The organism is Paraburkholderia ferrariae NBRC 106233 (assembly GCF_000685035.1).
GTDB lineage: Bacteria > Pseudomonadota > Gammaproteobacteria > Burkholderiales > Burkholderiaceae > Paraburkholderia > Paraburkholderia ferrariae.
Genome location: NZ_BAYB01000062.1, coordinates 1 through 23,356 on the forward strand (window position 1 = coordinate 1; position 23,356 = coordinate 23,356).

Below are 23,356 nucleotides of genomic sequence, written 5' to 3' on the forward strand. Positions count from 1 at the left end.
CACCATGAACGATCGCGCACCGATCTTCTTCTTCGACAAGCTGGCAGCGCTGGCCGACTTCACCACATTCGATGTTCGGGCTACCGAGGACGGCGGCATGCCGGTCTCGTGGGCGGTCGTCGGCACCTTGCCCAACGGCGAGATCTGGCCGGTCCTGACCGACCTGCTGACCGAGGCCCACGCGCAGATGGTCATGTCGTTGTGCGAGCTGGCTGCGATCGCGCCGGACGTCATTCGCGCGTTGAACGCGTTGCCGCGCCAGAAACTCAGCGGGCATTATGGCGACACCTACGAGCTCGTGGCAGCGCTCGAGCGCGTCACGCGATGAGAGGGCAGGCCGATCCTCAAGGCCGCCTTATCGCCTGATGCATGAAAAAGGCCGGATATCCGGCCTTTTTTCAGTATGCGGGCTTCAGCTCGACGCTCTCCTGCCATAGCCGCGCCCACTCGGCCCCGTACCGATCTGCGAGCGGTTTCGCGTTCCACAGGACCAGCGCGTTCTCCGCATTCCGGTTCGCGGCCGCCGACGAGTAGTTGAACGAGCCGGTCTCGACGTGAAGTCCGTCGATCACCATGAACTTGTCGTGCGTCGCCTCGTATCGGTCGTTCAACCGCACAGGCACACCCTGGTTCGCGAGGAACCACACAGCCGAATAACTCTTCGCGTTCTGCCCGCGATCGGCAACGACGGCGACCTTCACCCCGCGGCGACGCGCGGCCAGCAATGCGGTCGCGATCGGTTTGCTCGTGAAGCTGTACGCAACGACTACGATCGACGAGCGCGCGCTGTCGATCGCCCGCAGCACGACATCCAGTGCGCTCGCCGAGCCTGCGGCCGGCGAGAACCCGAGGTCATACGCAGCGCCGGCAGGCAGCGGTTGCACGGCGATCGCACCCGTCGCCGTGACGGCGATCGCGGCCGCAGCGACCAAACGCCGGATGAAGCACGAGTTCATCATGTCTCGGCTCCCTCGCGTCAGAACCGCACCTGGCGGAACGATGCGGATTGCCCTTTCTCCAGCATCCGCACCGCGCCCGTTTCCTGCGGCTTCAGGTACTTCAGATCCTTGACCTCAATCTTCAGCTTGCGCGCCGCTTCGTCCCAATCGGCCGTGGCCAGGTTCAGTAGCAGCAGCGTGCCCGCGTTCTTGATGAAGTCGGACGAGAAGTGTGCCGGCGACTGGCCCGCGAGCAGGATCGCGAGGCCGAACTTGCGCATCTCGTTCACGACCACGTTGATCGGGTTGCTCGCGTCCTCGTCGTTGAACTTTTTCGACTCGTCGAGCACGATCAGCCGGCGCAGCTTCCCGCCCGACTCGCCGCGCTGCATCATCTCGCGAATGATCGCTCGCATACGGAAGCGCACGAACATCTTCAGCTCGTCCTCGGACTGCGCGAGCGGTTTGAGAATGTAGCGACGCACGCGGGCGTTGCCGAAGGGCGGGGGATTCGGATTGAAGATGCCGGTCGCATTCAGGTTTTCAAGCCGCGTGATGACGCTCAACAGCACATCCTTGCTGTTGTACTTCATCGCCTCTTCGAACTCGCGGCCGTTCTCGAGGCTGTTCAAAAACGTGGCATGCGTGTCGAACGCCTTCGCCTTCGCGGTCTCCATGCGCTTCTGCAGGCGCTCCATGTCCTCGTCGTCTTTCGCGCCGCTCTTGGCCAGCTTCGTCCGAAGCTGGTTCACCGCGGCCATCGACCGGCAGTATTCATCGAACGCGCTGAGCGCTGCCCGCCCGTTATCCTTGTCCTCGATGCCCATCCACAGCGCCTTGAGCTTCCGTTTCGCGAAGCCGATCACGTCGCTGAGCGTCGGGTACACCTCGCGTAGCCCCGACCAGTTGCGCGCCTCCATCATCTCGCGGATCTCTGCCTCCGACGCTTCGCGTCGGGCCCACGAACGCGGATTGTCCGAGAAGATGCCCTTCATCATGTACGAGTCGGTCAGCAAGTGCCGAAGCACGCCTTCCTGATTGCCGCCGAGCTGGCGTGCCGTGCTGTTGATCGACTCGATCACGTCGTTGACAGCACGGCGCACACCGCCGTAGTGCGGATCGGTGTTCAGCACGAGCGGGTTGTAGCCGTAGCGCGTCGCTTCGCTGAACATCACCGTCTTCGCGCCCTCGATCTCAATGTCGCCGTGGTAATCGAAGATGTCGATTTCCACGTCGTCGGGCATGCCCGTAACGAACTGGCGAATCCAGTGCGTCTTGCCGGCGCCCGACGTGCCGGCGACGCCGACGTGATGATTCGACACTTGTGCTTCGCGCCAGTAGACCGGGACCTTCACGTTCTCGCGGAGCTTCCAGAAGTCATGACCGATCAAGATTTGTTGCGACATCGTTTCGTTCCTCATTCATCGAAGGCGGACTCGGGTATATCGTCGTCGTCGTCCATCGGCATCAGCTCGATAGGATCGTCGTGACGCGGCTCATGCATGTACCCGGAACGGCCGGCTGCCTCGGCCTCTTTCATCGCCTTGCGTGCAGCTTCAAAAAGGACAATCCCGCGCTCCGTCGGCGTAACCTCGAAGCGCTGGATGTCGTTCATGTGGGCGACGGCACCCACTACCGCCGACAGGATCGGATCGTCCAGCGACGGGTAATACGGTTTCTCGCTCCGACGGAGCTGCGCAAAGATGTAGTCGGCCGAATGCACGTCTGCGCTGCTGACCTTCTCGGCGCTACGCGGCAGACGCTTGAACTGCGGCCGTTCGATCTGCAGGAAGCGGTTGATACGCGCCCGGAGCTTCGACGTCTTTTTGTGCTCGTCCGGGATGTAGTACGACGCGCACGGCACCACGGCGTCCTTGAAGATCACCATGCCTTCGCCAGCGTTGAGCTTCTTCAGCTCGTTCAGCGTGATCTTTTCGCGACGCTCGACGCTCGATTGCGCCTGCGCCTGGTTCGACGTCGTGAACGTGCCCATCGTCGCATCGTGACCCGACAGAACGCTGAAATACGCGTCGCCACCGGCTTTCTTGATGAGCTCGAACGTGTCTTCCGGGTCCTCGAGCGCGAGCGTCCACTTCACCTTCGTGTTCGCGATCATCGAGGCCGATTCTTCGCTGGCCTCCCCGCGCTTGAGGCCCTGCACGTCCTGTACCGCGGCAATCATCATGAAGCCCAGCGAACGGGCCTGAGCGAACATGACCGCGATGCCCTCGGCGAAGTAATAGGCAAGCTCGTCGCTGATGATGACCGACGGGTTCGGCGCGTTCGTTGCCTTCGCATCCAGCACTTCCGCCTTCGTGCCTTCGAGCCGGTAGCCGAGGTTCTGCGCCATCATCAAGCGGATCGACGAGATGTACAGCTTGCCGAGCGACGCTGCCTCAGACGCCGATTTCTCCAGCGAAGGGATCATCACGACGAGCAGCCGGTTGTTCAGCAACACGTCGAGCATGTCGATCTCGGGGTACTTATCGGCGAAGATGAAGCCATACGTGTCCATCATCATCGACAGCGTGCGAGCGAACTGCCCGGTCAGATAGCCGTGCTGGTTGAACACTTCCGGGTCCCACTGCGTAGGATCGTGCGCCTGCGCCGGGTTGAAACCGGGCAGGCCGGTCTCGAAGTACGCCTTGATCGGCAGGAACGCCAGTTCGGGGATCTTGCCTTCGCGGCCTTCGATATAGAACTGCACTAGGTTCTGCAGCGCGAGGTAATGGCGGATCACTCCAATCGAAATGTCCAGCTCGCCCTTCGCTCGCTTGTAGCAGAGCGTGCGGAGCAGAGCGTCGATCATATTCAGCGCCTTCTGTTGCCACTGCGCGCCGTCGCCGCTTGCACGCGGCAGCAGCGATGCCATCAATTGCAGCAGGAAGTCGGCAGAGCCGTCGCCGAACGAGTTCATCGAGTTCGACTGCGCGAGCACCGCACGGCCAGCAAAGCGGCCGAGCTCTTCGTCCACGATGCGCTGGAACGGGTCCATGCCACCGGTGAGGTAATTCAGGATCAGGAAGTCATCCTCGCGGCCGTGACGGCGCGACAACGACCATAAGCAGAAGGCGAGATTCGAGTCCGCCTTGCCGTCCCCATAGCAGGCCCCTGAGCCCCAGCAAATCGCGTTGTGGAACGTGCCCATCAACCCTTCGCTTTTGCCGCTACCCGTGGTTCCGACCTCGAACATGTGCGTGCGCGCGTCCGAGTTCGTCAGCCAGAGTTCACGGCCCTGATCGTGCAGGTTGCGCGATCGCAGGAAGCCGAGATAGAGAATGCCGCCGGCGACGAGATACTTGCGCAGGGTCTTCGAGCGCCGCACGAAGCCCCACAGCATGTTCTCTTCGACGAGTTCCTCGTAGTAGTCAGTACGATCGAGCCCGCCGACATCTTTCGGCATGCGCAGCGGCATCTGGAATTTCTGGTCCTGAAACGACATGACCATCATCCAGAGCAGAATGACCCATACCGGCCACAGCGCAGGCAGATAGACCTGCAGGCCGATGAACAGCACCAGGAAGTTGCGGAACGTCGACGGCCGGTAGAGCGCAGCGAAAAACCGCTGCTCGGCGCTGCGGGTGTCGACTGTCAGTCTCGCCGAGTCGATCTCGTGATTCGGGTCCAATGCCATCAGACTGCCTCCCGCTTCAACAGATATTCGTGTGCCATGAAAGATCGTCCCGTCAGTCCAATGCGACGCCGATGATTTCCTCGAGCTTCGCCTTCATTGCACGGCCGAACAACTCGGCGTGCTGGATTCGCGCGAGGATTGCTTTTGCCTTCTCGGCGGCCTTGACCTGGCTTTCTGGCACGTTTCGGTCGAGCCCGTGAGCCACGTAGTCGGCAAGGAACGCACTCAGAGGCACAGCCTGTTCTGTCGCGGCGTGCCATGCTTCAAGTCCGTGCGACCGCACGAAGCTATCGGGATCTTCGTCGTCGGGAAGAAACAGGAAGCGCGCCGACTTGCCGTCCTTCATCTCGTCGAGCAGCACGGCTGCGGCCGCGAGCGCGGCCTTGCGTCCCGCCGCGTCGCCGTCGAACGCGAACACGATCGTGTCCGCGTGGACCAGTAGCCGGCGCACCTGCAGGTTGGTCAGCGCCGTGCCCATCGGCGCGACAGCGCGCTCGTCGCCGGCCTGGTGCAGGCTGATGACGTCGAAATAGCCTTCCACGATCACGGCAACTCGCCCGCTGCGGATCGCCGGCTTCGCAAGATGCAGCGCGTACAGTTCGCGGCCCTTGTGAAAGATCTCGGTCTCCGGGCAATTGATGTACTTCGGCGTCTTGTCGGGCTTCTCGATCATCGAACGACCGGCGAACCCGACGAGGTTTCCGGTTTCGTTATGGATCGGGAACATGATGCGATGGCGAAAACGGTCGTAGATCTCGCCGTCGTCGCGTTGCGCGGCAAGCCCGGAGGCCAGCAGCGCATCGCGACTCGTCGAGCCAGTCATCAGCTCGACGACGCCCTTCGCGACAACGCCCAACCCGAAGCGCTCGATCGTCTCAGCCGTCAGTGCGCGCTTCTCCTCGAGGTAGGCGCGAGCGGCCGGACTCTTCGCCAAGCCACGCGAAAACACCCGCGCGGCCTCTTTCAGTGCCTGATAGAGCGTGGCGAGGCGCTTGCGCTGCGCCTTATCCTCATCGCTGTCCCGATCCTCGACGGGCAGGGGAATGCCGCACACCCCGGCCAGATGCACCACAGCGTCGTGAAACGACATGTGATGCTTGTTCCGCATCCATTCGATCGCATCGCCGCGCGCACCGCATCCCCAGCACCGATACGTGTTCTTGTCGGGCGACACGTGAAATGAAGGCGTTTTCTCTTCGTGGAACGGGCAACACGCGACCAAGCTCTGACCGGCGCGTTTGAGTTTCACGTCACATTCAATCAGCGCCGGCAGATCGGTCTCGCTTCGGAGGCGGTCCAGAAAGTCATCGCCGAACCGGATGTACTTGGCCATGCTGTTCCTTACTTGCTTGCCGTCGTCGCGGTCGACATCCACTGATTGATCGCGTCCGCCGTGTTCGGAATCGAGTCGGGCGTTTGCTCGCCGGCCGCATTGATGATGGTCGGCGTGCCGAGGAACCGCATCACGCGGAACATCTTGTCGTTCCGGGCCACCGCATCCGTACCCTCGGCGCATTCGGCGTTCGGCAGATCGTCACCCTGCACGATCTTCTTCCACAACGCGCCGCGTGCGTCGGGCTTCGCACACATGAGCTTCGCCGTGCGATGCGACGACGCTTCGCCGCCAATAACCGTCACCGGGAAGATGTAGATCGTGTAATCCTTCGCGAGCTTGTCGAGCTCCGGTTCGAGATCCTGGCAGTGCGGGCACGATGGGTCGGAAAACACGTACAGCGTGCCCTTGCTGCCCTTCGACAACTGGACGGCGTACTTGCCCGACTTCGCGCCGTCTGCCATCGCGAGAGCCAGTTCGGCGGGCGACGCCACCGCCGGCCGCGCGATGGGCGGCTGCACCGCGGCGGTGCCCAAATTGCTAGGCAGCGGCACCATCGGCGCTGCACCCGCTGCACCGATGCCGCCCGCTGAGCCGCCCACCGCACGCGTCGCCGCCATGTTGATCCCGAGCGCGAGGACGGCCACCGTCAGGGGCGCGAAGCCCCATTTCACCGCCGCTTTCCAGTAGCCCGCGAATCGTCGCACTCGTGCATAGCGCTTCAACGCCGCCTGCAGGTTATGAAACGCCGTGTTCGCGAGCGGCTCGCTCGAAAAGCGCTCGACGACGAACGCCTCGCCGGCGCCATCGTGATAGCGCGCCTCGATCGTGTTGCCCGACCGAATGAACGTCACGCCCTGATCGAGCCGCAGCGTGCTGACATGCTGCAACTCCCCGGTGCTGCCAAACTGCACAAGCAGCGATTTCTCGAACGGCCGAATGATGTCGTTGCTCTTCACGGATTACTCCTTGTTCTTGCGCGGGGCCATAAGGCCGACTTTGATGAGGTAGGCTTCCACGCCGTCGACAGCATCGTCGACGTGGGGCTCGGTGAGCCGATAGCCGCTGTCAAACGCGAAGTCTTCCCACAGGGTCTGCGTGAAGACTGCGGCCGATTCGAGAAAGGGCGTTTTGCGGCCCGTGGTGTTGAGGGCGTACCAGAGACCCCGGTCCATACCCTTGAGCCAGCGGAAATGGGATGACGGCAGCTTGCCCGAGCCCTGCGCCGCCTTGTGCATGGCGTGCAACAGCGTGCGCGGGTAGGGATGCTTTTCGAGCCATCGCTGCGCTTCGGGATGCTGGGCATATTTCGCGAACGGCTTGTTCGCGATCGACAGGTCGGGGTATCCCTTCTTACCGTTCCACGTATGCTTGTGGCACGAACGGTTCAGCGCATCGAGCAGATCCTGCGCCTTGCCGCCATCCTTCCCGTCGGCGAGCAGCCGCGTGCCGAAGATCGCGAACATCGCTTTCTCCTGCGGTTTCAGCTCGTCCAGCGACTTCACGGGCTGACCGAGATCCGCAACAAACAGGGCTCGGCAGCGCTCGCGGTCCAGTACGCCGTTCACCAGCAGACCGTGCTGCTCGACCCATTCCTCTGGATTGATCGAGCTCCGGTGTTCCTCCGGATCGACGTTCAGCAGCAACGTGTCCTTGTCGCCGTAATACAGCGACGGGATGATCGCCGGCGAGTGATTCGACATGATCCACGGCAGCGTCTGTACCGTGACTTTTCGCCGGGTTAGGTTCGCCTTGTGCTTCACCGCGAGCTTGATGCCCCGGATCGCCAGCAAGATCGGAATCCACACGAACAGGTAGCCAGCCCGGTTCATCATCGAGAGAAACTGATCGAATGACACAGTTGCTGGGCGCATGGCCAGATAGGCGACCTCCTGCTTCCATCGCCGGATCGCATCCGGCATGAACGGCCAATCGAGCGCCGACAGTTGATACCACGCGAGCTTGAGGCCGTAGTACACGATGTCGGCATGCGACGAGTACCACATGAACCAGCAGAAGCCCGCTGCGAGCCCGAGCATCCCGAGATACACGAGGCCCATGTCGTCGCGCTTACCTTGCGTTGCACTCATGCGTCATCCTCAAAATTTCATCGAGTTGCGATAGACGCGCTCGATGTACTGATACTTGTACTGCGGCGTGCGCGAGTGATAGTGCCCGACACCATCCCAAAAGCTGCCGCCCGCCTGGTTGATCTCGTAGCGCAGGATGTATGCGCCTGCGCGAACAGACCAACAGAAGTCGTCCGTAATCATCTGGCGCGTCACGCCAAACTGCGTTTCGAGACGCGTTGCCCACACGGTATTGATCTGCATCGGGCCATAGTCCGCCGTCCCGTTCGTGTTCTTGCTCACCGTGCCGAGGCGGCCGCCCTCGGTCAGCCAGACGGCCAGCAGCCCACGCACCGGCAGCGTGTAATCGTTCGCGGCCTGAACAACACATGCCGGCACGGCCACGACGCCGGCTGTTGCAGACGCATGCGCTATATGCGCGACGGCCATCAGGCCGACGGCGACACTGACTCGCTTCAAAAGCATTGGATCGTCCTTTCTCGGTGACTCATAATGCTATATACTTTTTTCGTATGGTAGCCATTCTACGGAAAAAGAGCAAGCGGCCGAACGAGACGCGATCGGCGTCCTAAGCCGCTTGTAGCCGAGCAACTGAACCGAGGAAGGAACATGGGTAAAGCACTGATAGTCGCCGAGAAACCGTCCGTCGCCGCTGACATCGCGAAAGCGCTTGGCGGCTTCACCAAAGCCGACGGGTACTTCGAGAGCGACGACGCGATCGTCGCTCCGGCAAGAGGGCATTTGGTGAAACAGACGGTGCCGGTCGCCGACGGCAAAGACATGTGGAAGATCGGCGCCTTGCCGATCATTCCGGACAGCTTCGAGCTCGAGGTCATCGACGGCTGTACCGCCGAATTCAGCCGGCTGAAAAAGCTGATGGCACGCGACGACGTGGCCAGCGTCGTCAATGCGTGCGACGCCGGGCGCGAGGGCGAACTGATCTTCCGCCTCATCTACAACAAGGCGGGGTGCCGGAAGCCGACGAAACGCATGTGGATTCAATCGATGGTCGCGTCGGCCATACGCAAGGCGCACGACGATCTGCGCCCCGGCGCCGAATTCGACCATCTTTCAGACGCTGCCTTTTGCCGCTCCGAAGCTGACTGGATTGTCGGCGTCAACGGTACGCGTGCGACGACCGCGTTGCGCGAGCGGCAGACGCAGCGTCGCGAGGTATCACCCGTCGGGCGCGTCCAGACGCCAACGCTCGCCATGCCAGTCATACGCGAGCGCGAGATCGCCGCGTTCGTCGCGCGCGATTATTGGGAGATCCACGGCACGTTTCGCGCAGAGGCAGGCACCTATGTCGCGAAGTGGATCGGCGATGCCGACGGCGGCAGCGATTCGGCAGGCGAGGGCGATGCCGAATCCGAGCAAACCGGCGCACGATGGTTCGACAAGGCGAAGGCGCAGGCTATCGTCGATAAATGCAAAGGCGTTGATCCATCGTCCGTGGTGGACGAGTCGAAGCCCGAGGAGCGCCACGCCCCCGCACTCTTCGACCTGACCGCGCTCCAACGTGAAGCCAACAAACGCTTCAAGTTCTCCGCGAAGAAGACGCTCGACATCGCACAAGCGCTCTACGAGAAGCACAAGGCCACCACCTATCCGCGCACGGACTCCCGAGCGCTGCCGGAGGACTATCTCGAAACGGCCACGACCACGCTGGCCAGCTTCGCCACGACGCCACTCGATGCGCATGCGCAGCGCGTCATTGACAACGGCTGGGTACAGCCCGACAAACGTATCTTCAACAACGCCGACATCAGCGACCACTTCGCCATCGTGCCGACGGGCCAGCAGCCGGACGGTCTGTCCCCTGACGAGCAGAAGATCTATGACCTCGTGTCGCGCCGCTTCATCGCGGTGTTTCATCCGTCGGCGAAATACGAGAAGACCGTGCGCACCACCATCGTCGCGGATGAAACGTTCCGTGCCTCCGGCAAGGTGCTGGTCGATCCGGGCTGGCTCGCGGTCTATGGCGACAAGGCTGATGACGACGCGACGCCCGCGCTTTGCAAGGTCGCAGATGGCGAGTCCGTCAAAACCGACTCGATCGACCTGAAGGCGTTGCGCACCAAAGCGCCGAAGCGCTACACCGAGGCGACGCTTCTGTCGGCAATGGAAAATGCAGGCCGCCAGGTCGAAGACAAGGACATCCGCGCCGCGATGAAGGCCAACGGCATCGGCCGCCCAGCCACGCGCGCGGCGATCATCGAGGGCCTGCTCGAAGACAAGGACAAGAACGGCAATCCCAAAGAGCCCTACCTTCTGCGCGACGACAACGAGCTCGTGCCGACGCCCAAGGGCATGGACCTGATCGCGTTCCTCGAACAGGCTGGCATCGACTTTCTCGTGTCGCCGCAGATGACCGGCGAGTGGGAGCAGAAGCTGCTGCGCATGGAGAAGGGCGATTACCGCCGCAGTGCGTTCATGAGCGAGATCGCTGACCTGTCGACCGGCATGGTCAACACCATCCGCGCGAAACACGGCGAGCTGCCCGAGCCGGTTGCCAAGGCTCTCGACGCACCGTGCCCGAAATGCGGCGCCGCTGTTCATGTCGACGGCCGCGCGTATCAGTGCAGCGGCTGCGACTTCAAGGTATGGGGCGAAATCCTCGGCCGGCGGCTCACCGAGGGCGAGACCAGCAAGCTGCTCGCCGATCGCAAAACCGGTGTTCTGTCCGGTTTCACCAGCCGCTCGTCGGGCAAGAAATTTTCAGCCGCGCTGAAACTCGACATCGATACCGGCAAGATCGACTTCGAATTCGAGGACCGTGCCGCGCCGGCGTCCAACGGCGAGGCGAAGCAGCTCAAGGCCAAGTGCCCGAAATGCTCGTCGGCCATCGAAGTGCAGGCATGGAACTACGCGTGTACCGGCTGCGACTTCAAGGTGCGCACCGAAATCGCGAGCCGCAAGCTCTCTGCCTCCGACGCCGAGACCCTCATCAGCAAGGGCAAGACGGGTGTGCTTGCAGGCTTCGTCAGCAAGTCGAAACGCAAGTTCTCGGCATCGCTGAAGCTCGACGCGAGCAACGGCAGCGTCACGTTCGAATTCGAAGATCGTAAGTGAGGAGGACCTATGCAGCTCCCGTTTGAACTCGATCCGCAGATCATCCACCACATCATCTACAGCCAGGCCGGCTCGATCGGCAAAGCAATCATTGAGTTGCTGATGAATTCCGTCGACGCGCGCGCCACGGCCGTGCGGCTTTCCATGACGAAGGAGGGCTTCGAGTGCTCTGATGACGGCAACGGTTTCGCGAGCCGCGAAGACGTCATTCGCTACTTCGGGCGCTTCGGCACGCCGCACGAGGAAGGCGATGCGACCTACGGCCGATTCCGCCTCGGGCGCGGCCAGATCATGGCCCATGCCAGCACGATCTGGTGTTCGAACGCGTGGCAGATGACGGTCGACACGCGCGCGATGGGCTACAGCTACGACCTCGAGCAGCTCGCGCAGACGCTGCCGGGCTGTTCCATCACCGGCCGTTGGTACGAGCCGCTCACGGATTCTGAGCTCATGTCGGCCGTGCAGGAAATCCGCGACCTCGTGCGCTACACGCCGGTCAGCGTCGAGCTGAACGGCCGCGTCATTACCCGCGATCCCCGAACCGAGCGATGGGATGCGGAAGATGAATTTGCTTGGTATCGCGCGAAGGAAGATGGTGCCGTGTCGATCTACAACCAAGGCGTGCTGGTGCGACATGACCCCGCGCACATGTGGGGCGCAGGCGGGCTCATCGTCTCGAAGAAGGCAATCGCACTGAATGTCTCGCGTACCGAAATTCTGCGCAAGACGTGTCCGGTCTGGAAGGCGATCGCGAAGCAGTTTGGCACGCTGGCCGACGACGTTCGATCGCGACTCGGCGACCACCGCAAGACCGAAGCGAGCCGCGAGAAGTCGGCTCGCGCGCTGCTCGCCGGCGACCCGAACATCGTGCAGATCTACGAGAAAGAGGAGGTCATCACGCTGCTGCCCGGAAAGCGCAACGTCACGATGCAGGCATTCCTGCAGAAATGCCGCTACAGCCACAACAAGCGTCAAGGCAACCGCTTCACGGTCGTCGAGAACGGCTTCGACGTGCCAAAGGGCGAAGCGATCGCGCGCGAGGGGATCGCAGTCGTTGTTCACCCGAAGACGCTCGAGCGATTCGGTTGCTATAACGCACACGACCTGCTCGATTGTGTCGATCGCATCCACGCCAACATCCGCGAGGACGTCGAGAAGAACGGTACCCGTTTTTGGGGACTCGACTCGCTCAAGCTGCCCGAGCTCGTCGCCTTCTCGGCGCTGCGCGACGCATTCGTCGAGCGAACGGCGCTTGTTACCGAGCGCGATGCGCTGGACAAGGAGGCCCGCCGCGCGTGGACCGCGCTGCGCACGATTCTCCACCACTATGCCGCTGTCCTCACCGGCGGCGAACGCCGCTATCACGGCAGCCCCATTGCGAGGGGCGGCAAGTCCTTTCAGATCCTTCTCGGCCAGTCAAACACCGCCGAGGCGTGGACGGATGGCGACAGCTACATCGCGTTCACCGTCGACGTGGTGAAGCGTCTCAAGACGGTGCCGCTCAAGGCCGCCGCATACATTTTCAGTTTGATCGAACACGAGGTCGCACACGAAGGCGATAGCCTCGACTGCGGGCACGACGAAGCGTTCTACCAACGCTTCCACGATCTAACCATCAAGTATGCGCAGGAGCGCCAGTGGTACATGCACGCGTGGCTCATGCGGTACACGACCAGCATGGAAGGCGAGGGCAAACGCGCACGCGGCGAAGCATGGCGCGAGCGCTATCTTGTCGATCGCGCGGGCACGGGCCGCACGAAGCGCGGATTGCCACGCGCAATCGACGACGTGGCCACCGAACCGGCCGTCGTGACGCCAGAAGAGAACATGGCCTTCATCGACTATCAGAATGCCCGCCTCGTGCAGGCCGGCGTTTGTCCGCCTCCGCCGAACTGGACGGAGGTGCTCGACCGCGCTCGCGCTACCCAACAACAGATCGAGGCCGAACTTCGCGCCAAGCGAGAGCGTAAAGAAGCCGAAGACGCCGCCGAGATGGCCGAGATCGACGCGTTCTACGAAGAAATGCGCCGTGAAGAGGAGGCGGCAAGGCAACGTCTCGCCTTGGTGCTGGGCGTCGATGCCAATGAGATCAGCGGCGAGGCGCTTGACCGCCTCACGGGGCCAGGACTCACCGATGACGATGTGCGAGCACTCTGGTCCGAGAAGCCGTGGGCCGAATATGAGCAGCAGTTGTACGGCATGCCCGAGGACTATGAAGACCACGGGTCGGAGCCTCACGACGTTGAGACCGACACCGATACGGATGAGGAGTCTCCCGACAACGATCCGGCCGCGGTAGAGGCGGGCGCATTCTATCCCCCTGAATTGCGCGCACTGATCCAGCCGGGCGAGACGCCATGGGCGCTCGAGCGCAACGCCGCGGCGGCCGGTTTCTACCGCGTCGAGGACTATCTGAAATGGCGAGCAGAGGTGAACTCATGAAGCGCTGCGCCATCGCCCTCGCGCTCGTGGCATTGCTCGCGGCTTGCGATCGCAAGCCGCCGGCCGAGACTGCCGAGCAACAGGGCACCCATCGCGAGGTCCTGCAGGGCTTCCAAGCCACGTTCTATCGCGTCAGCGAAGGCAAGCAGCGGTGGATCGAGGTCGCGATCGCCGTCGACGGCAGCAAGACGTTCCGCATGCCGGTGTTCTTCTCCGACAATGGGCGACTGGTCCAAGTCAACGACGACGAAGCCCGCGCGCTGATCGACAAGTGGCTCAAGCAGCGCGCAGCGAATGTTGCCTCCTTCGGGTCAATCGACCCGCAGGTAGGCGGCAACACCCCGTTTCTGGCCATCGACCGCAATTCCCCATAACGGAGCGACCATGCAAGAACGCGTCTACCTCGATGCTGTACCGGCCTACCACGCGACAGCGCCCGACGGGCGCACGGTGCCGTTCATCGTGTCGCTGCTGCTGCGCGATGCCGACAACAAACCGCGCATCACGCCAGCCGTCGAGCGATCGATTGACCGCACCATCGACATTACCGGCCGCGAAGGTCTCGCGCTGGCAATCATCGCCGCTGACGACGAAATGCCGGCCACTGCCCGTCGTTACATCGAGCGGGCAATGGGCATCCCCGGCGCGATCGTGCTGTTTCGGTGCCAGAGCCCCGAAACGGCAGAGCGTCTGATGCAGCACCTGCATACCGAGTATCAGCTCACGCTCGTTCAAGAACCTGCCGAGCCCCCGCGCGATAAAGAGGGTAGCGTCTAAGGTGTTGCACGTTAATTGTTAGTCGTGTACTCTAATAACAATTACCTTGCATCGGGAGATTAGCATGCACACCTTGACCCTTGAGCAGTTGCGGGCCACCACCGACGCCGGCGGCGTCGCGGGTGTCACGCTCAAAGCGCAGGGCGGCGCCTTCTACGTACAGGTCGACACGCGCAATGGCGGGGAAGCCATTCTCGCGAAGGCCCGCAGCAGCGAACCGCGCGGTTTCGGCAATCCTGCCCAAGCGCTGACGTTGCTCCGCGGCCTCGGTCTGGCCGTCGGCTCGTTCGACGTGAAGGACTGGAACCCCGACGATAGGGAGACGACGCGAACGCGGCCCGATCGGGCTGAAGCCCTGAAGCGAACACACGAAGCGGCCGAACACGATAAGTGGTTCCGCGCGCAGGTCGAGCAGGGTCTCGCCGAGGCCGACGACCCGAATACGGAGTGGGTGCCGCACGACGTGGTGAAGGATGACATGCAGCGTCAACGCGAAGCGTTGAAGGCCCGCATCGCAGGCGGCAACAAGTGATGGTGTTGGTATGGACACCGCGCGCTCGTCGCGCTCGCGAAGAAGCAATCGACTATATCGCGGAGGACAACCCGGTTGCCGCACTTGGCCAACTCGACGAGATCGAACGGCAGACCGACATGCTGATCCAGCATCCCGAAATGGGCCGCCCCGGTCGCGTAGACGGCACACGCGAGCTGGTCGTCAGCCGCACACCGTTCATCGTCGTCTATCGCGTGAAACCGCGCGCGGGACGAATCGAATTGATCCGCTTTCTGCATGGCGCGCAGCAGTGGCCGAAGAAGTGAAGCACATCGAACAATCATCGAAAGGATCGACATGGAACTGAAAGTAAAGGACGCTACAGGCGAAGTGCGCGCGATTGACATCGATGCGTGCAACGCTGCGATTGTCGCCGGCACCGACGGCTTCGCCATATCGCTGCTTGACAGTCTCACGGCTGACGAGTGCCGACAGCTCTATCAATGGTGCAACGACCAAAGCGCGAATGCGAGCGGCGCAATCGACATAACCGCTTGGCCTGGCTGGAATGACACTGCGGCTCAACGGTTTCAACGTGCCGCTAACAAATGTCGGAACTACAACATCAATGTTCAGACGGTATCGCAATCGTTCGTTCAACTCATTGTAGGAGCACCGTCCAGCGGCAAATCGGTGATGATGAACACGATTTCCGTGACCGACCCGGCCGCGCCGGAATCGAAGGAGGGCAACTGACATGAAGGCAGCCGTACAGACGAGCGTCGCGATCGTCGCCCTTCTCGTAGGATTGTTTTTCTGTTTCGCAGCCGCGCGCGGCTACATGCTGCACAACACCATCGCTTTCAGACCGCTGCTGTTCGGCCTGGTCGACGTGGTTGTCGCATGTGTGTTGCTGCGCCACGCCTACATGGCCCGCAAGGCCCGGAGCATGACGTTATGACTACTTGGACTGACGACCAGCTTGCCGATTACGAGTGCGCGCTCGAAACGATCGGCAACGTAATCGCCTTGAAGGCGCGCGACATCGAAGAGGAAAAGGCGAAGAACGCGCCGGACGTTGACCGGCTCGCCGAACTGCGTCGGCAGCAAGCCGACCTCGCCGGGGAGCGCAGCCGCCTGCGCATCGGCGACCACGATGCTGTCGCGCGCGTCATTGAACAATATGGCAGGCTCGTGCGCGCGAGCGCATGACGACTTGAGGCCACGATGACGGTCATCCACGACAATCGCCCGCGCGGGCTCTCGGTCGAAGAGGCGCAGCAAGCCGTCGACGAGTTCCTCGCCGAGTACAACGGGAACATTCCCGTAACCGCCATCGTGCGTGCGACGCAGGAGGAAATCTATGGACCCGAAGCATCCCGTGAAAAACTCGGCTACCGCATCGACGGGGCATACCACCCGGCCCGACGCATCTTTACCCTTGCAGCTTCCAATATGGGTGACGAAGGGGCCGTCCGACGAGCCCTTCGCCACGAGCTACTCGGCCACTACGGGCTCAACACTTTCAGCCCGACTGAAAAACGCGCTCTGCTCGATCGCGTTCTGGAAACGCGGCACGAGCCATCGCTGAGCCATATCTGGAAGCGGATAGAGCGCGATTACGCCTCGCTTCCAGATCTGTACAAGGCCGAGGAAGTGTTCGCCTTCGTCGCCGACGAAGAACGGAGCTTCGTCGGGCGTGCGTGGGACGGCGTGCGCGCGACGCTCCAGCGTGCCCTGCGCGCAACGGGCCTTTCGAAGGGCCCGCTGACGCTCGCAGAGTTACGCGACGCCGCACGCGACATCGCCACGGGCATCCGCGCCGGCGATCGCCAGCAGCAGACCTTTCCGCAGACCGACACTGCGCAGTTTCGGCTGGACTCTGAAACGCACGGCGAGATCCTGCGCGAGATCCAGACCCAAGCACTCGCGATCACGCGGCCCGTCCAGCGACCCGTAGCGATCATCCTTGGCGGCCAACCGGGCGCAGGCAAGGCAGCGCTCGCCAGCGCAGCGCTGGACGAGCTCGCCGGCAATGCCGTGAAGATCGACGCGGACGAACTCCGCAAGAACCATCCAAGGTACATCGCGCTGATGCGCGAGGATGACCGCACGGCGGCAGACCGCACCCACGGCGATGCGGGCCCGTGGGCCGTCAAACTGACGAGCGCCGCGATGGCCGCGCGTCGAAACCTGATCGTAGACGGCACGATGCGCGACCCTGACAACCTCGCCAAGCTCTGCCGGAAACTGCGCGATGCCGGCTACCGGATCGAGGCCCGCGTGATGGCCGTCAACGCGCTTGTCAGTCGCCTAAGCATCCACGAGCGCTATGAGCGCCAGGTGCAGGCCAACGGCTTCGGCCGTTGGTCGAATCGCGACAAGCACGATGCAGCGTTCACCGGCGTTCCGCTGACTGTCGAGAAGCTCGAGGCCGAGCAGCTCGTCGACCGGATGACCGTGTTTGCGCGAAACAGCGACGAGCCGGTCTACGACAATCGCCTCGTCGCCGGGCAATGGGAGCAGCCACCGGCAGGCCGCGAGCGTGTCGACGCCGAGCGCTCACGCGAATGGTCATCTACCGAACGACACCAGTTCGTCGGCAGGCTCGACGCGATCGCACGTCGCATGGAGCAGCGAGGAGCAGGCGAAGCCGACTTCAGGTCGCTGGCCGATCTGCGCGCCGACTTCGAGCGCGAGCACCAAGCTGACCGCCACGCGCCGCGCGTGCCGCACCGCGTCGCGCCGAAACCGGGAGGCTGACGCCGATATACGACACTCGCCGACATACGCCGCATACGCCACAGAACCTGCCCGTATGGTCGTATGTTCAATCCCGCTAGCCGTTTTGGACGTATTTTGTATAATGCCTATGATACAAACGGCTAGAGGGCGTACATCATGGCGAAAAAACGGCAGCCGGCCGACGATCTCAATCAGTTTTCATTCGATTTCGAATTCAACGAGACCGCCGACATCATCGACAGCCTGCAGGCACAGATCGATGTCGACGAAGATGAAGGAGCACAGCATGCTTACCGGACAAACTCAGCCGCTGACGATCGCGGCCAAAATCCTCAAGCCGACGACGATCCAAGCCGTCCGGCGTTCGCCCTCGTATCACCTGCAGGGCTGGAAAATCCTCGACCGCTGGGCGTTCAACAGCCCGGAGAAACTGCGCTCGCTGGAAGCGCAGGGCGAGGTAATTCTGCTGGGCAGACTGCTCGAGCAGCAGACGATCGAGCACCAGGTCTTGAGCCGGTCGATCGACCAGAAGCAGAACGGACTGACGGAACACGAGATTCTGGCCAGCAACGAGATCAACACCGAGCTGTAACGCCGGTCGATTACACGATCACCGCAGCGGATCAGCTCGGCGAGGGCGGAGCCAAGGCCAAATATCGCGACAACATCGCTGCCTTGAAGCTGCTCATGCAGCTCCGCGAACAGGCTCGCGCCGCGACGCCCGACGAACAGGCGATCCTCGTGCGCTACGTTGGTTGGGGCGGTCTCCCGCAGGCGTTCGACCATCGCAACCAGGACTGGCAGGACCAGTACCTCGAGCTCGCCGCGCTCCTCCCGAAAGACGAATACGACCGTGCACGCCGTTCCACGCAGGACGCGCACTACACGTCGCAGATCGTCATCGACGGCATCTATAAGGGCCTCCAACGTATCGGCTTCGACGGTGGCCGGGTCTTCGAGCCGTCGGCCGGCATCGGCAACTTCGTCGGCCTCATGCCGGCGCCGATGCGAACCGCGAGCCATTTCACCGCGATCGAGCTCGACCCGCTGACCGCCGAAATCGCGCGTCATCTCTATCCGAGCGCGACGCATATCAACCGTGGCCTGCAGGACGTTGTGATTCCCGCCGGTCACTTCGACGCCTGCGTCGGCAATCCGCCATTCGGCACTCAATCGCTCTACGATCCGCACCATCGTGAGTTGGGCGGCTTCTCGATCCACAACTATTTTCTCGCCAAGTCGATCGACAAGCTCCGCGAGGGCGGGGTGATGGCCGTCGTCGTCAGCCGCTACTTCCTCGACGCGGCCAACACCGCGGCGCGCGAGCACATCGCCGATCGCGCCCACTTCCTCGGCGCGATCCGTCTGCCGAACACCGCATTTAAGCGCAACGCGCTCACCGAAGTTACGACCGACATCATCTTTTTCCACAAGGCGGCCGCCGGCGATACTCCCGATCGCCGCTGGGTGGATGTCGGCGAAATACGAGACCACGAGACTGGCGAGGCGATCACGCTCAACCGCTATTTCGTCGACCATCCCGAGCAGATGGCCGGTCGCATGGCCATCACCAGCAAGATGCACCGCGACACGGCCGACCTGTTGCCGGAGGCCGGCGTCGATCTCGCCGACGCGATCGAGAAGCGCTTGCAGGCGCTGCCTGCTCACGTGTATCGACCAGCGGCCGATGTCGCTGCTGCGGTCGACGAACGCGAGGACAAGCCGGCGCTCACGCTGCCGGACACGCTCAAGATCGGCTCGTTCTTCACCGCGCCGAACGGACGCCTCGCACGACGCCTGCCGGACATCCTCGACGAGCACGACTATGCCTACGTCGAACCGAAAAACGAGCGCGCCGGCGCACGCATTAAAGGCATGGTGCAAGTGCGCGAGGCGCTGCGCGATCTCATGCTGGCCGAGCAGTCTGAGCACATCACCGACTTCGCGCTGACCTCGAAGCGCACGACGCTCAATCGCGTCTATGACGAATTCGTGCGCAAGTTCGGGCACGTCAGCTCGCAGGCGAACCGCCTCGCCATGTCGGAAGATCCCGAGTATCCGCTGCTGCACGCACTCGAAAGCGACTACGACAAGGGCATCTCGCCCGAGACAGCGAAGAAGCACGGCGTGGAGCCGCGCCGGCCGAGCGCGAACAAGGCGGCGATCTTCTCGAAGCGCGTCATGAGTCCACGTAAGGAAGTCACGCACGTCGAGACGGCGAAGGACGCGCTTGTGGTGTCCATGAACGAGAGCGGCCGCATCGACCTCGCGCGCATGATGCGCCTAACGGGCAAGCCCGAGGACGAGTTGATTCGCGATCTCAAAGGGCTTATCTACCTGAATCCCGAGCGCGATCGCTGGGAGACGGCGGACCAGTATCTGACCGGCAATGTGAAAGCGAAGCTGCGCACGGCCGAAACGGCCGCCGGGCAGAATCCGCGCTACATCGAGAACGTCGACGCACTGCGCGCCGTTCAGCCCGCCGACATCGAGCCGGTCGATATCTCCATCCAGCTCGGCTCGACGTGGGTGCCCGACCAGGTGATCGGTCAGTTTGTCGGCCACTTGCTCGGCGACGTGCGCCGCCGCATCACGTATCAGGAAACGCTGGGCAAGTGGCTCGTCGACATCGAGCACGGTGATCGCACCACGGCACGCGTCACATGGGGCACCGAGGCATATCCCGCCAACGAGCTCATGGAGTCGATCCTGACGAACCGGCCGATCCAGGTCAAGGTCGAGGCCGGCAAGGACGCGAACGGGAACAAGATCTACCGCGTTGATGACGCACAGACGGCGGCCGCAAACCAGAAGGCCGACGAGATCCGGCAGGCGTTCCTCGATTGGGTGTGGGAGGACAAGGATCGCCGCGAGACGCTCGCCCGTATCTACAACGATCGCTTCAACACGAACATTCCGGCGAAGTACGACGGATCGCACCTGGACCTTCCCGGCGCGTCGCTCGACATCACGCTGCGGCCGCACCAGAAAGACGCTATCTGGCGCGGCATTCAGGACGGGACAGCGTTGTTCGATCACGTCGTCGGCGCCGGCAAGACGCTCGTGTGCGTCGGCACCATCATGGAGAGCAAGCGCATGGGCCTGATGTCGAAGCCCATGCTCGTCGTTCCGAACCATCTGCTGCTGCAATGGAAGGACGCTTTCTACTCGCTATATCCCAACGCGAACATTCTCGTCGCCGAAAAAAGCGACTTCAAGAAGGAGAATCGCGAGCGCCTGTTCGGTCGCATCGCAACCGGCGATTGGGACGCCGTGATCGTCGCTCACAGCTCGTTCAAGAAGATCGGCATGCCCGAGGATACGCTGCGCGAGCTGCTCGAGGAACAGATCGAGGACCTGAGCGACGCCATCACGCAGATCAAGGCTGAGCAGGGCGACCGGATCACGATCAAGGAGATGGAAAAGGCGAAGGAGCGCATGACCGAGCGCCTCGAGCGCAAAGCCGACACCGGCGCGAAAGACCAGGCGGTTAGCTTCGCCGACCTCGGCGTCGACTCGCTCTTTGTTGACGAAGCGCACGAGTTCAAGAACCTCTTCATCACGACGACGCTCAGCCGCGTGTCCGGACTTGGCAATCTCGCAGGATCGGAGAAGGCATTCGACTTGTTCGTGAAGGCCCGTTACCTGCAGCAGCGCAACGACAGCCGCGGCGTCTTCTTCGCGACTGGCACACCGATCAGCAACACGATCGCCGAGCTTTACACCATGCAGCGCTACCTTCAGTACGACGAGCTCAAGGCGCGCGGCATCGTCCACTTCGATGCATGGGCCTCCACCTTCGGGCAGGTGGTCACGGGCTGGGAGCTTGATGCCACAGGCGTTAATTACCGTCTGAACAGCCGGTTCTCGAAGTTCCAGAACGTTCCCGAGCTCATCTCGCTGTACCGCACGTTCGCCGACGTTATCACGAAGTCGGATCTCGATCGCCAGGCCGCAGAACGTGGCACCCGCTTCCCGGTTCCGAGGATCAAGGGCGGGCGGCCGCAGAACATCATCGTCGAGCGATCGGAGGCGCAAGCGCTGTTCATGGGCGTGCAGACGCCCGTGCTCGACGACAAGGGCGAGGCGGTCCTGCGCGGCGACGGCATGCCGCTGAAGAACTGGAACAGTGGCTCGATCATTCACCGGATGGAGAACCTGCCCAAGGACCCACGCGTCGACAACCCGCTCAAGATCACGAACGATGCACGCAAGGCCGGCCTCGACTTCCGCCTCATCAATCCGCACGCGGCCGACGACGCCGGCAGCAAGATCAACACGGCGATCGACAACATCTATCGCATATGGGAGGCGTGGAAGGACCGGAAGGGCACGCAACTCGTGTTCTGCGATCTGTCGACGCCAAAACTGTCAAAGAAAGCCGCGCCGATCGCGCCGGCGGACGGCGATGACGAGGGCGACGACGAAGCGCCCGCCATCTCGATGGACGAGTTGCTGGCCAGCAACGCGGACTTTTCCGTCTACGATGACATCAAGGCGAAGCTGATCGCGCGCGGCGTGCCCGAGCATGAGATCCGCTTCATCCACGAGGCGACGACGGATCTCCAGAAGGCGAAGCTGTTTGACGACATGAACCGCGGCCACTCGCGCATCATGCTCGGCTCGACTGCGAAGATGGGCGCCGGCACCAACGTTCAGCGGCGACTCGTCGCCGAGCACCATCTCGACGCGCCGTGGCGGCCGAGCGATCTGGAGCAGCGTGAGGGCCGCATTCTGAGGCAGGGCAACCTCTTTTACGAAGAGGACCCAGACGGCTTCGAGGTCGAGATTCTGCGCTATGCGACTAAGCAGACCTACGACAGCCGCATGTGGCAGACGATCGAATACAAGGCCGCCGGCATCGAACAGTTCCGTAAGGGCGACAGTCTCCAGCGCGTGATCGAAGACGTTGCGAGCGAAGCCGCCAATGCGGCCGAGATGAAGGCCGCCGCGACGGGCAATCCGCTGATCTTCTTGCAGGTGCAGCTCAGTGCCGATCTGAAGAAGGTCGAGGCACTGTTCTCGAACTACAAGCGCAATCAGCACAGTCTCGAAAGCCGCGTCGGTTGGCTGGCCGATGCCGACAAGCGTGCTGATCGCGCTATCGCGCGCTGGAACCGCGAGATCGAGATCCGCGATGCAGCAACGACTGAGCAGTTCCGATTCGAGACCAAGAGCCGCGTCTATGGTGAGAAGGATCGGGAGACGCTGCTGGGCGAGGTCATGTACGCGATGAAGAAGGCCGTCGAACGACGGGCGGTCGGCATTCTCGACCGACCCACCGAGATGCCAGTCGGCCGCTATCGCGGGTTCGACATCAAGGTCTACGCCAGTCGCGACGAAATCCAGTTCACGCTGACCGGTTCCGACACTTACGAGCCCGAGAACCTGAGCTACCGCGCCGAGGAGAAATTCAGCATCACGGGTTTCGTCCATCGGCTCGACAACTTCGTGGCGCGGTTCGAGGACTGGCGACAAGAGGCCGAGGAGACGCGCGAGAAAGAGCGTCGTGAACACGCGAAGGCCGTCGCGGAGCAGGGCAAGCCGTTTCCGCAGCAGGCTCGCCTCGAGGCGTTGCGCCAAGACGTGCGCGACGTCATGACCGAGCTGAAGCTGATGCAGGCCGACGACAACTACGTGTCGCAGTGGCAGCCGCAGTCGCGGACCACCGACGGCAATGCCGGCCAGCAGCAGGACAGGTTCCGCATGCGCGCATGACGGACAGGTACAAGATGTTGTGTCCGACCAGCTGCTCCTAGCCACAACATCTTGTGTCACAGCCGCCGCGATCGCGGCGGTTTTTTCTTGCCTGCAAGCCGGCGGGCAGGGCAC

19 protein-coding genes are annotated in these 23,356 nt (G+C 62.5%); 12 read left to right on the forward strand and 7 right to left on the reverse strand.

Going from position 1 to position 23,356, the window contains the following annotated elements:
• The coding region (locus BFE01S_RS35845) for a hypothetical protein (protein ID WP_245621284.1) at positions 1-328 on the forward strand (328 nt) is incomplete at its 5' end.
• Positions 329-398: 70 nt separating this feature from the next.
• On the opposite strand, the gene BFE01S_RS35850 is transcribed toward BFE01S_RS35845, so the two are convergent.
• From BFE01S_RS35850 to BFE01S_RS35880, 7 genes are read right to left on the reverse strand one after another with little or no spacing between them, the layout of a single operon-like run.
• Complete coding sequence (locus BFE01S_RS35850; RefSeq protein ID WP_007183062.1) at positions 399-959, reverse strand: phospholipase D family nuclease; 561 nt, start codon at positions 957-959, stop codon at positions 399-401.
• Between the two features lie 17 nt (positions 960-976).
• Positions 977-2,344 (reverse strand): helicase HerA domain-containing protein, encoded by a 1,368-nt coding sequence (locus BFE01S_RS35855; RefSeq protein WP_007183061.1) that lies wholly within the window; start codon positions 2,342-2,344, stop codon positions 977-979.
• Positions 2,345-2,355: 11 nt separating this feature from the next.
• Positions 2,356-4,572 (reverse strand): TraM recognition domain-containing protein, encoded by a 2,217-nt coding sequence (locus tag BFE01S_RS35860; protein ID WP_028229616.1) that lies wholly within the window; start codon positions 4,570-4,572, stop codon positions 2,356-2,358.
• A gap of 52 nt (positions 4,573-4,624) precedes the next feature.
• Entirely contained in the window at positions 4,625-5,905 is a 1,281-nt protein-coding gene (dnaG, locus tag BFE01S_RS35865) for a DNA primase (RefSeq protein ID WP_028229617.1), read from the reverse strand.
• 8 nt (positions 5,906-5,913) lie between these two features.
• Positions 5,914-6,864 (reverse strand): DsbC family protein, encoded by a 951-nt coding sequence (locus BFE01S_RS35870; protein WP_028229618.1) that lies wholly within the window; start codon positions 6,862-6,864, stop codon positions 5,914-5,916.
• Between the two features lie 3 nt (positions 6,865-6,867).
• Complete coding sequence (locus tag BFE01S_RS35875) at positions 6,868-7,995, reverse strand: secretion/conjugation apparatus DotM-related subunit (protein WP_028229619.1); 1,128 nt, start codon at positions 7,993-7,995, stop codon at positions 6,868-6,870.
• 9 nt (positions 7,996-8,004) lie between these two features.
• Positions 8,005-8,460, reverse strand: coding sequence for a lytic transglycosylase domain-containing protein (locus BFE01S_RS35880; RefSeq protein ID WP_007183056.1), 456 nt, complete (start codon positions 8,458-8,460; stop codon positions 8,005-8,007).
• A gap of 144 nt (positions 8,461-8,604) precedes the next feature.
• Between BFE01S_RS35880 and BFE01S_RS35885 the strand changes: the two genes are divergently transcribed.
• The 11 genes from BFE01S_RS35885 to BFE01S_RS35935 all read left to right on the forward strand — a co-directional run bounded on the left by BFE01S_RS35885 (position 8,605) and on the right by BFE01S_RS35935 (position 23,242).
• The gene (locus tag BFE01S_RS35885) at positions 8,605-11,067 is read left to right on the forward strand and encodes a DNA topoisomerase 3 (protein ID WP_028229620.1); all 2,463 of its coding nucleotides are present in this window, start codon (positions 8,605-8,607) and stop codon (positions 11,065-11,067) included.
• A 9-nt stretch (positions 11,068-11,076) separates the two neighbouring features.
• On the forward strand, positions 11,077-13,509 hold the full coding sequence (locus tag BFE01S_RS35890) for an ATP-binding protein (RefSeq protein WP_028229621.1): 2,433 nt from the start codon (positions 11,077-11,079) through the stop codon (positions 13,507-13,509).
• Complete coding sequence (locus tag BFE01S_RS35895) at positions 13,506-13,883, forward strand: hypothetical protein (protein WP_028229622.1); 378 nt, start codon at positions 13,506-13,508, stop codon at positions 13,881-13,883. The genes BFE01S_RS35890 and BFE01S_RS35895 overlap by 4 nt, the downstream gene beginning before the upstream one ends.
• A 10-nt stretch (positions 13,884-13,893) precedes the next feature.
• On the forward strand, positions 13,894-14,286 hold the full coding sequence (locus tag BFE01S_RS35900) for a hypothetical protein (protein WP_028229623.1): 393 nt from the start codon (positions 13,894-13,896) through the stop codon (positions 14,284-14,286).
• A gap of 64 nt (positions 14,287-14,350) precedes the next feature.
• Entirely contained in the window at positions 14,351-14,818 is a 468-nt protein-coding gene (locus BFE01S_RS35905) for a hypothetical protein (RefSeq protein WP_008344175.1), read from the forward strand.
• Positions 14,818-15,105 (forward strand): type II toxin-antitoxin system RelE/ParE family toxin, encoded by a 288-nt coding sequence (locus BFE01S_RS35910; RefSeq protein WP_008344173.1) that lies wholly within the window; start codon positions 14,818-14,820, stop codon positions 15,103-15,105. The genes BFE01S_RS35905 and BFE01S_RS35910 overlap by 1 nt, the downstream gene beginning before the upstream one ends.
• 31 nt (positions 15,106-15,136) lie before the next feature.
• Positions 15,137-15,535 carry a hypothetical protein gene (locus BFE01S_RS35915; protein WP_028229624.1) on the forward strand — a complete coding sequence of 133 codons (399 nt, stop codon included), beginning with the start codon at positions 15,137-15,139 and terminating at the stop codon, positions 15,533-15,535.
• Between the two features lies 1 nt (position 15,536).
• Positions 15,537-15,740 (forward strand): hypothetical protein, encoded by a 204-nt coding sequence (locus BFE01S_RS35920; RefSeq protein ID WP_028229625.1) that lies wholly within the window; start codon positions 15,537-15,539, stop codon positions 15,738-15,740.
• A complete protein-coding gene (locus BFE01S_RS35925; protein WP_028229626.1) occupies positions 15,737-15,991 on the forward strand; it encodes a hypothetical protein in 255 nt (84 codons plus the stop codon). Before BFE01S_RS35920 ends, BFE01S_RS35925 begins: the two co-directional genes overlap by 4 nt.
• Before the next feature lie 15 nt (positions 15,992-16,006).
• The gene (locus BFE01S_RS35930; protein WP_028229627.1) at positions 16,007-17,542 is read left to right on the forward strand and encodes a zeta toxin family protein; all 1,536 of its coding nucleotides are present in this window, start codon (positions 16,007-16,009) and stop codon (positions 17,540-17,542) included.
• A 138-nt stretch (positions 17,543-17,680) separates the two neighbouring features.
• Positions 17,681-23,242 carry a DEAD/DEAH box helicase family protein gene (locus tag BFE01S_RS35935; RefSeq protein WP_028229628.1) on the forward strand — a complete coding sequence of 1,854 codons (5,562 nt, stop codon included), beginning with the start codon at positions 17,681-17,683 and terminating at the stop codon, positions 23,240-23,242.
• Positions 23,243-23,356 lie beyond the last annotated feature (114 nt).

Bases quoted from the DNA above. Each gene is read 5' to 3' on its own strand.
- BFE01S_RS35850 (WP_007183062.1), bottom strand. From the start codon at position 959: ATGATGAACTCGTGCTTCATCCGGCGTTTGGTCGCTGCGGCCGCGATC.
- BFE01S_RS35855 (WP_007183061.1), bottom strand. From the start codon at position 2,344: ATGTCGCAACAAATCTTGATCGGTCATGACTTCTGGAAGCTCCGCGAG.
- BFE01S_RS35860 (WP_028229616.1), bottom strand. From the start codon at position 4,572: ATGGCATTGGACCCGAATCACGAGATCGACTCGGCGAGACTGACAGTC.
- dnaG (WP_028229617.1), bottom strand. From the start codon at position 5,905: ATGGCCAAGTACATCCGGTTCGGCGATGACTTTCTGGACCGCCTCCGA.
- BFE01S_RS35875 (WP_028229619.1), bottom strand. From the start codon at position 7,995: ATGAGTGCAACGCAAGGTAAGCGCGACGACATGGGCCTCGTGTATCTC.
- BFE01S_RS35880 (WP_007183056.1), bottom strand. From the start codon at position 8,460: ATGCTTTTGAAGCGAGTCAGTGTCGCCGTCGGCCTGATGGCCGTCGCG.
- BFE01S_RS35885 (WP_028229620.1), top strand. From the start codon at position 8,605: ATGGGTAAAGCACTGATAGTCGCCGAGAAACCGTCCGTCGCCGCTGAC.
- BFE01S_RS35890 (WP_028229621.1), top strand. From the start codon at position 11,077: ATGCAGCTCCCGTTTGAACTCGATCCGCAGATCATCCACCACATCATC.
- BFE01S_RS35895 (WP_028229622.1), top strand. From the start codon at position 13,506: ATGAAGCGCTGCGCCATCGCCCTCGCGCTCGTGGCATTGCTCGCGGCT.
- BFE01S_RS35900 (WP_028229623.1), top strand. From the start codon at position 13,894: ATGCAAGAACGCGTCTACCTCGATGCTGTACCGGCCTACCACGCGACA.
- BFE01S_RS35905 (WP_008344175.1), top strand. From the start codon at position 14,351: ATGCACACCTTGACCCTTGAGCAGTTGCGGGCCACCACCGACGCCGGC.
- BFE01S_RS35910 (WP_008344173.1), top strand. From the start codon at position 14,818: ATGGTGTTGGTATGGACACCGCGCGCTCGTCGCGCTCGCGAAGAAGCA.
- BFE01S_RS35915 (WP_028229624.1), top strand. From the start codon at position 15,137: ATGGAACTGAAAGTAAAGGACGCTACAGGCGAAGTGCGCGCGATTGAC.
- BFE01S_RS35920 (WP_028229625.1), top strand. From the start codon at position 15,537: ATGAAGGCAGCCGTACAGACGAGCGTCGCGATCGTCGCCCTTCTCGTA.
- BFE01S_RS35925 (WP_028229626.1), top strand. From the start codon at position 15,737: ATGACTACTTGGACTGACGACCAGCTTGCCGATTACGAGTGCGCGCTC.
- BFE01S_RS35930 (WP_028229627.1), top strand. From the start codon at position 16,007: ATGACGGTCATCCACGACAATCGCCCGCGCGGGCTCTCGGTCGAAGAG.
- BFE01S_RS35935 (WP_028229628.1), top strand. From the start codon at position 17,681: ATGGCGAAAAAACGGCAGCCGGCCGACGATCTCAATCAGTTTTCATTC.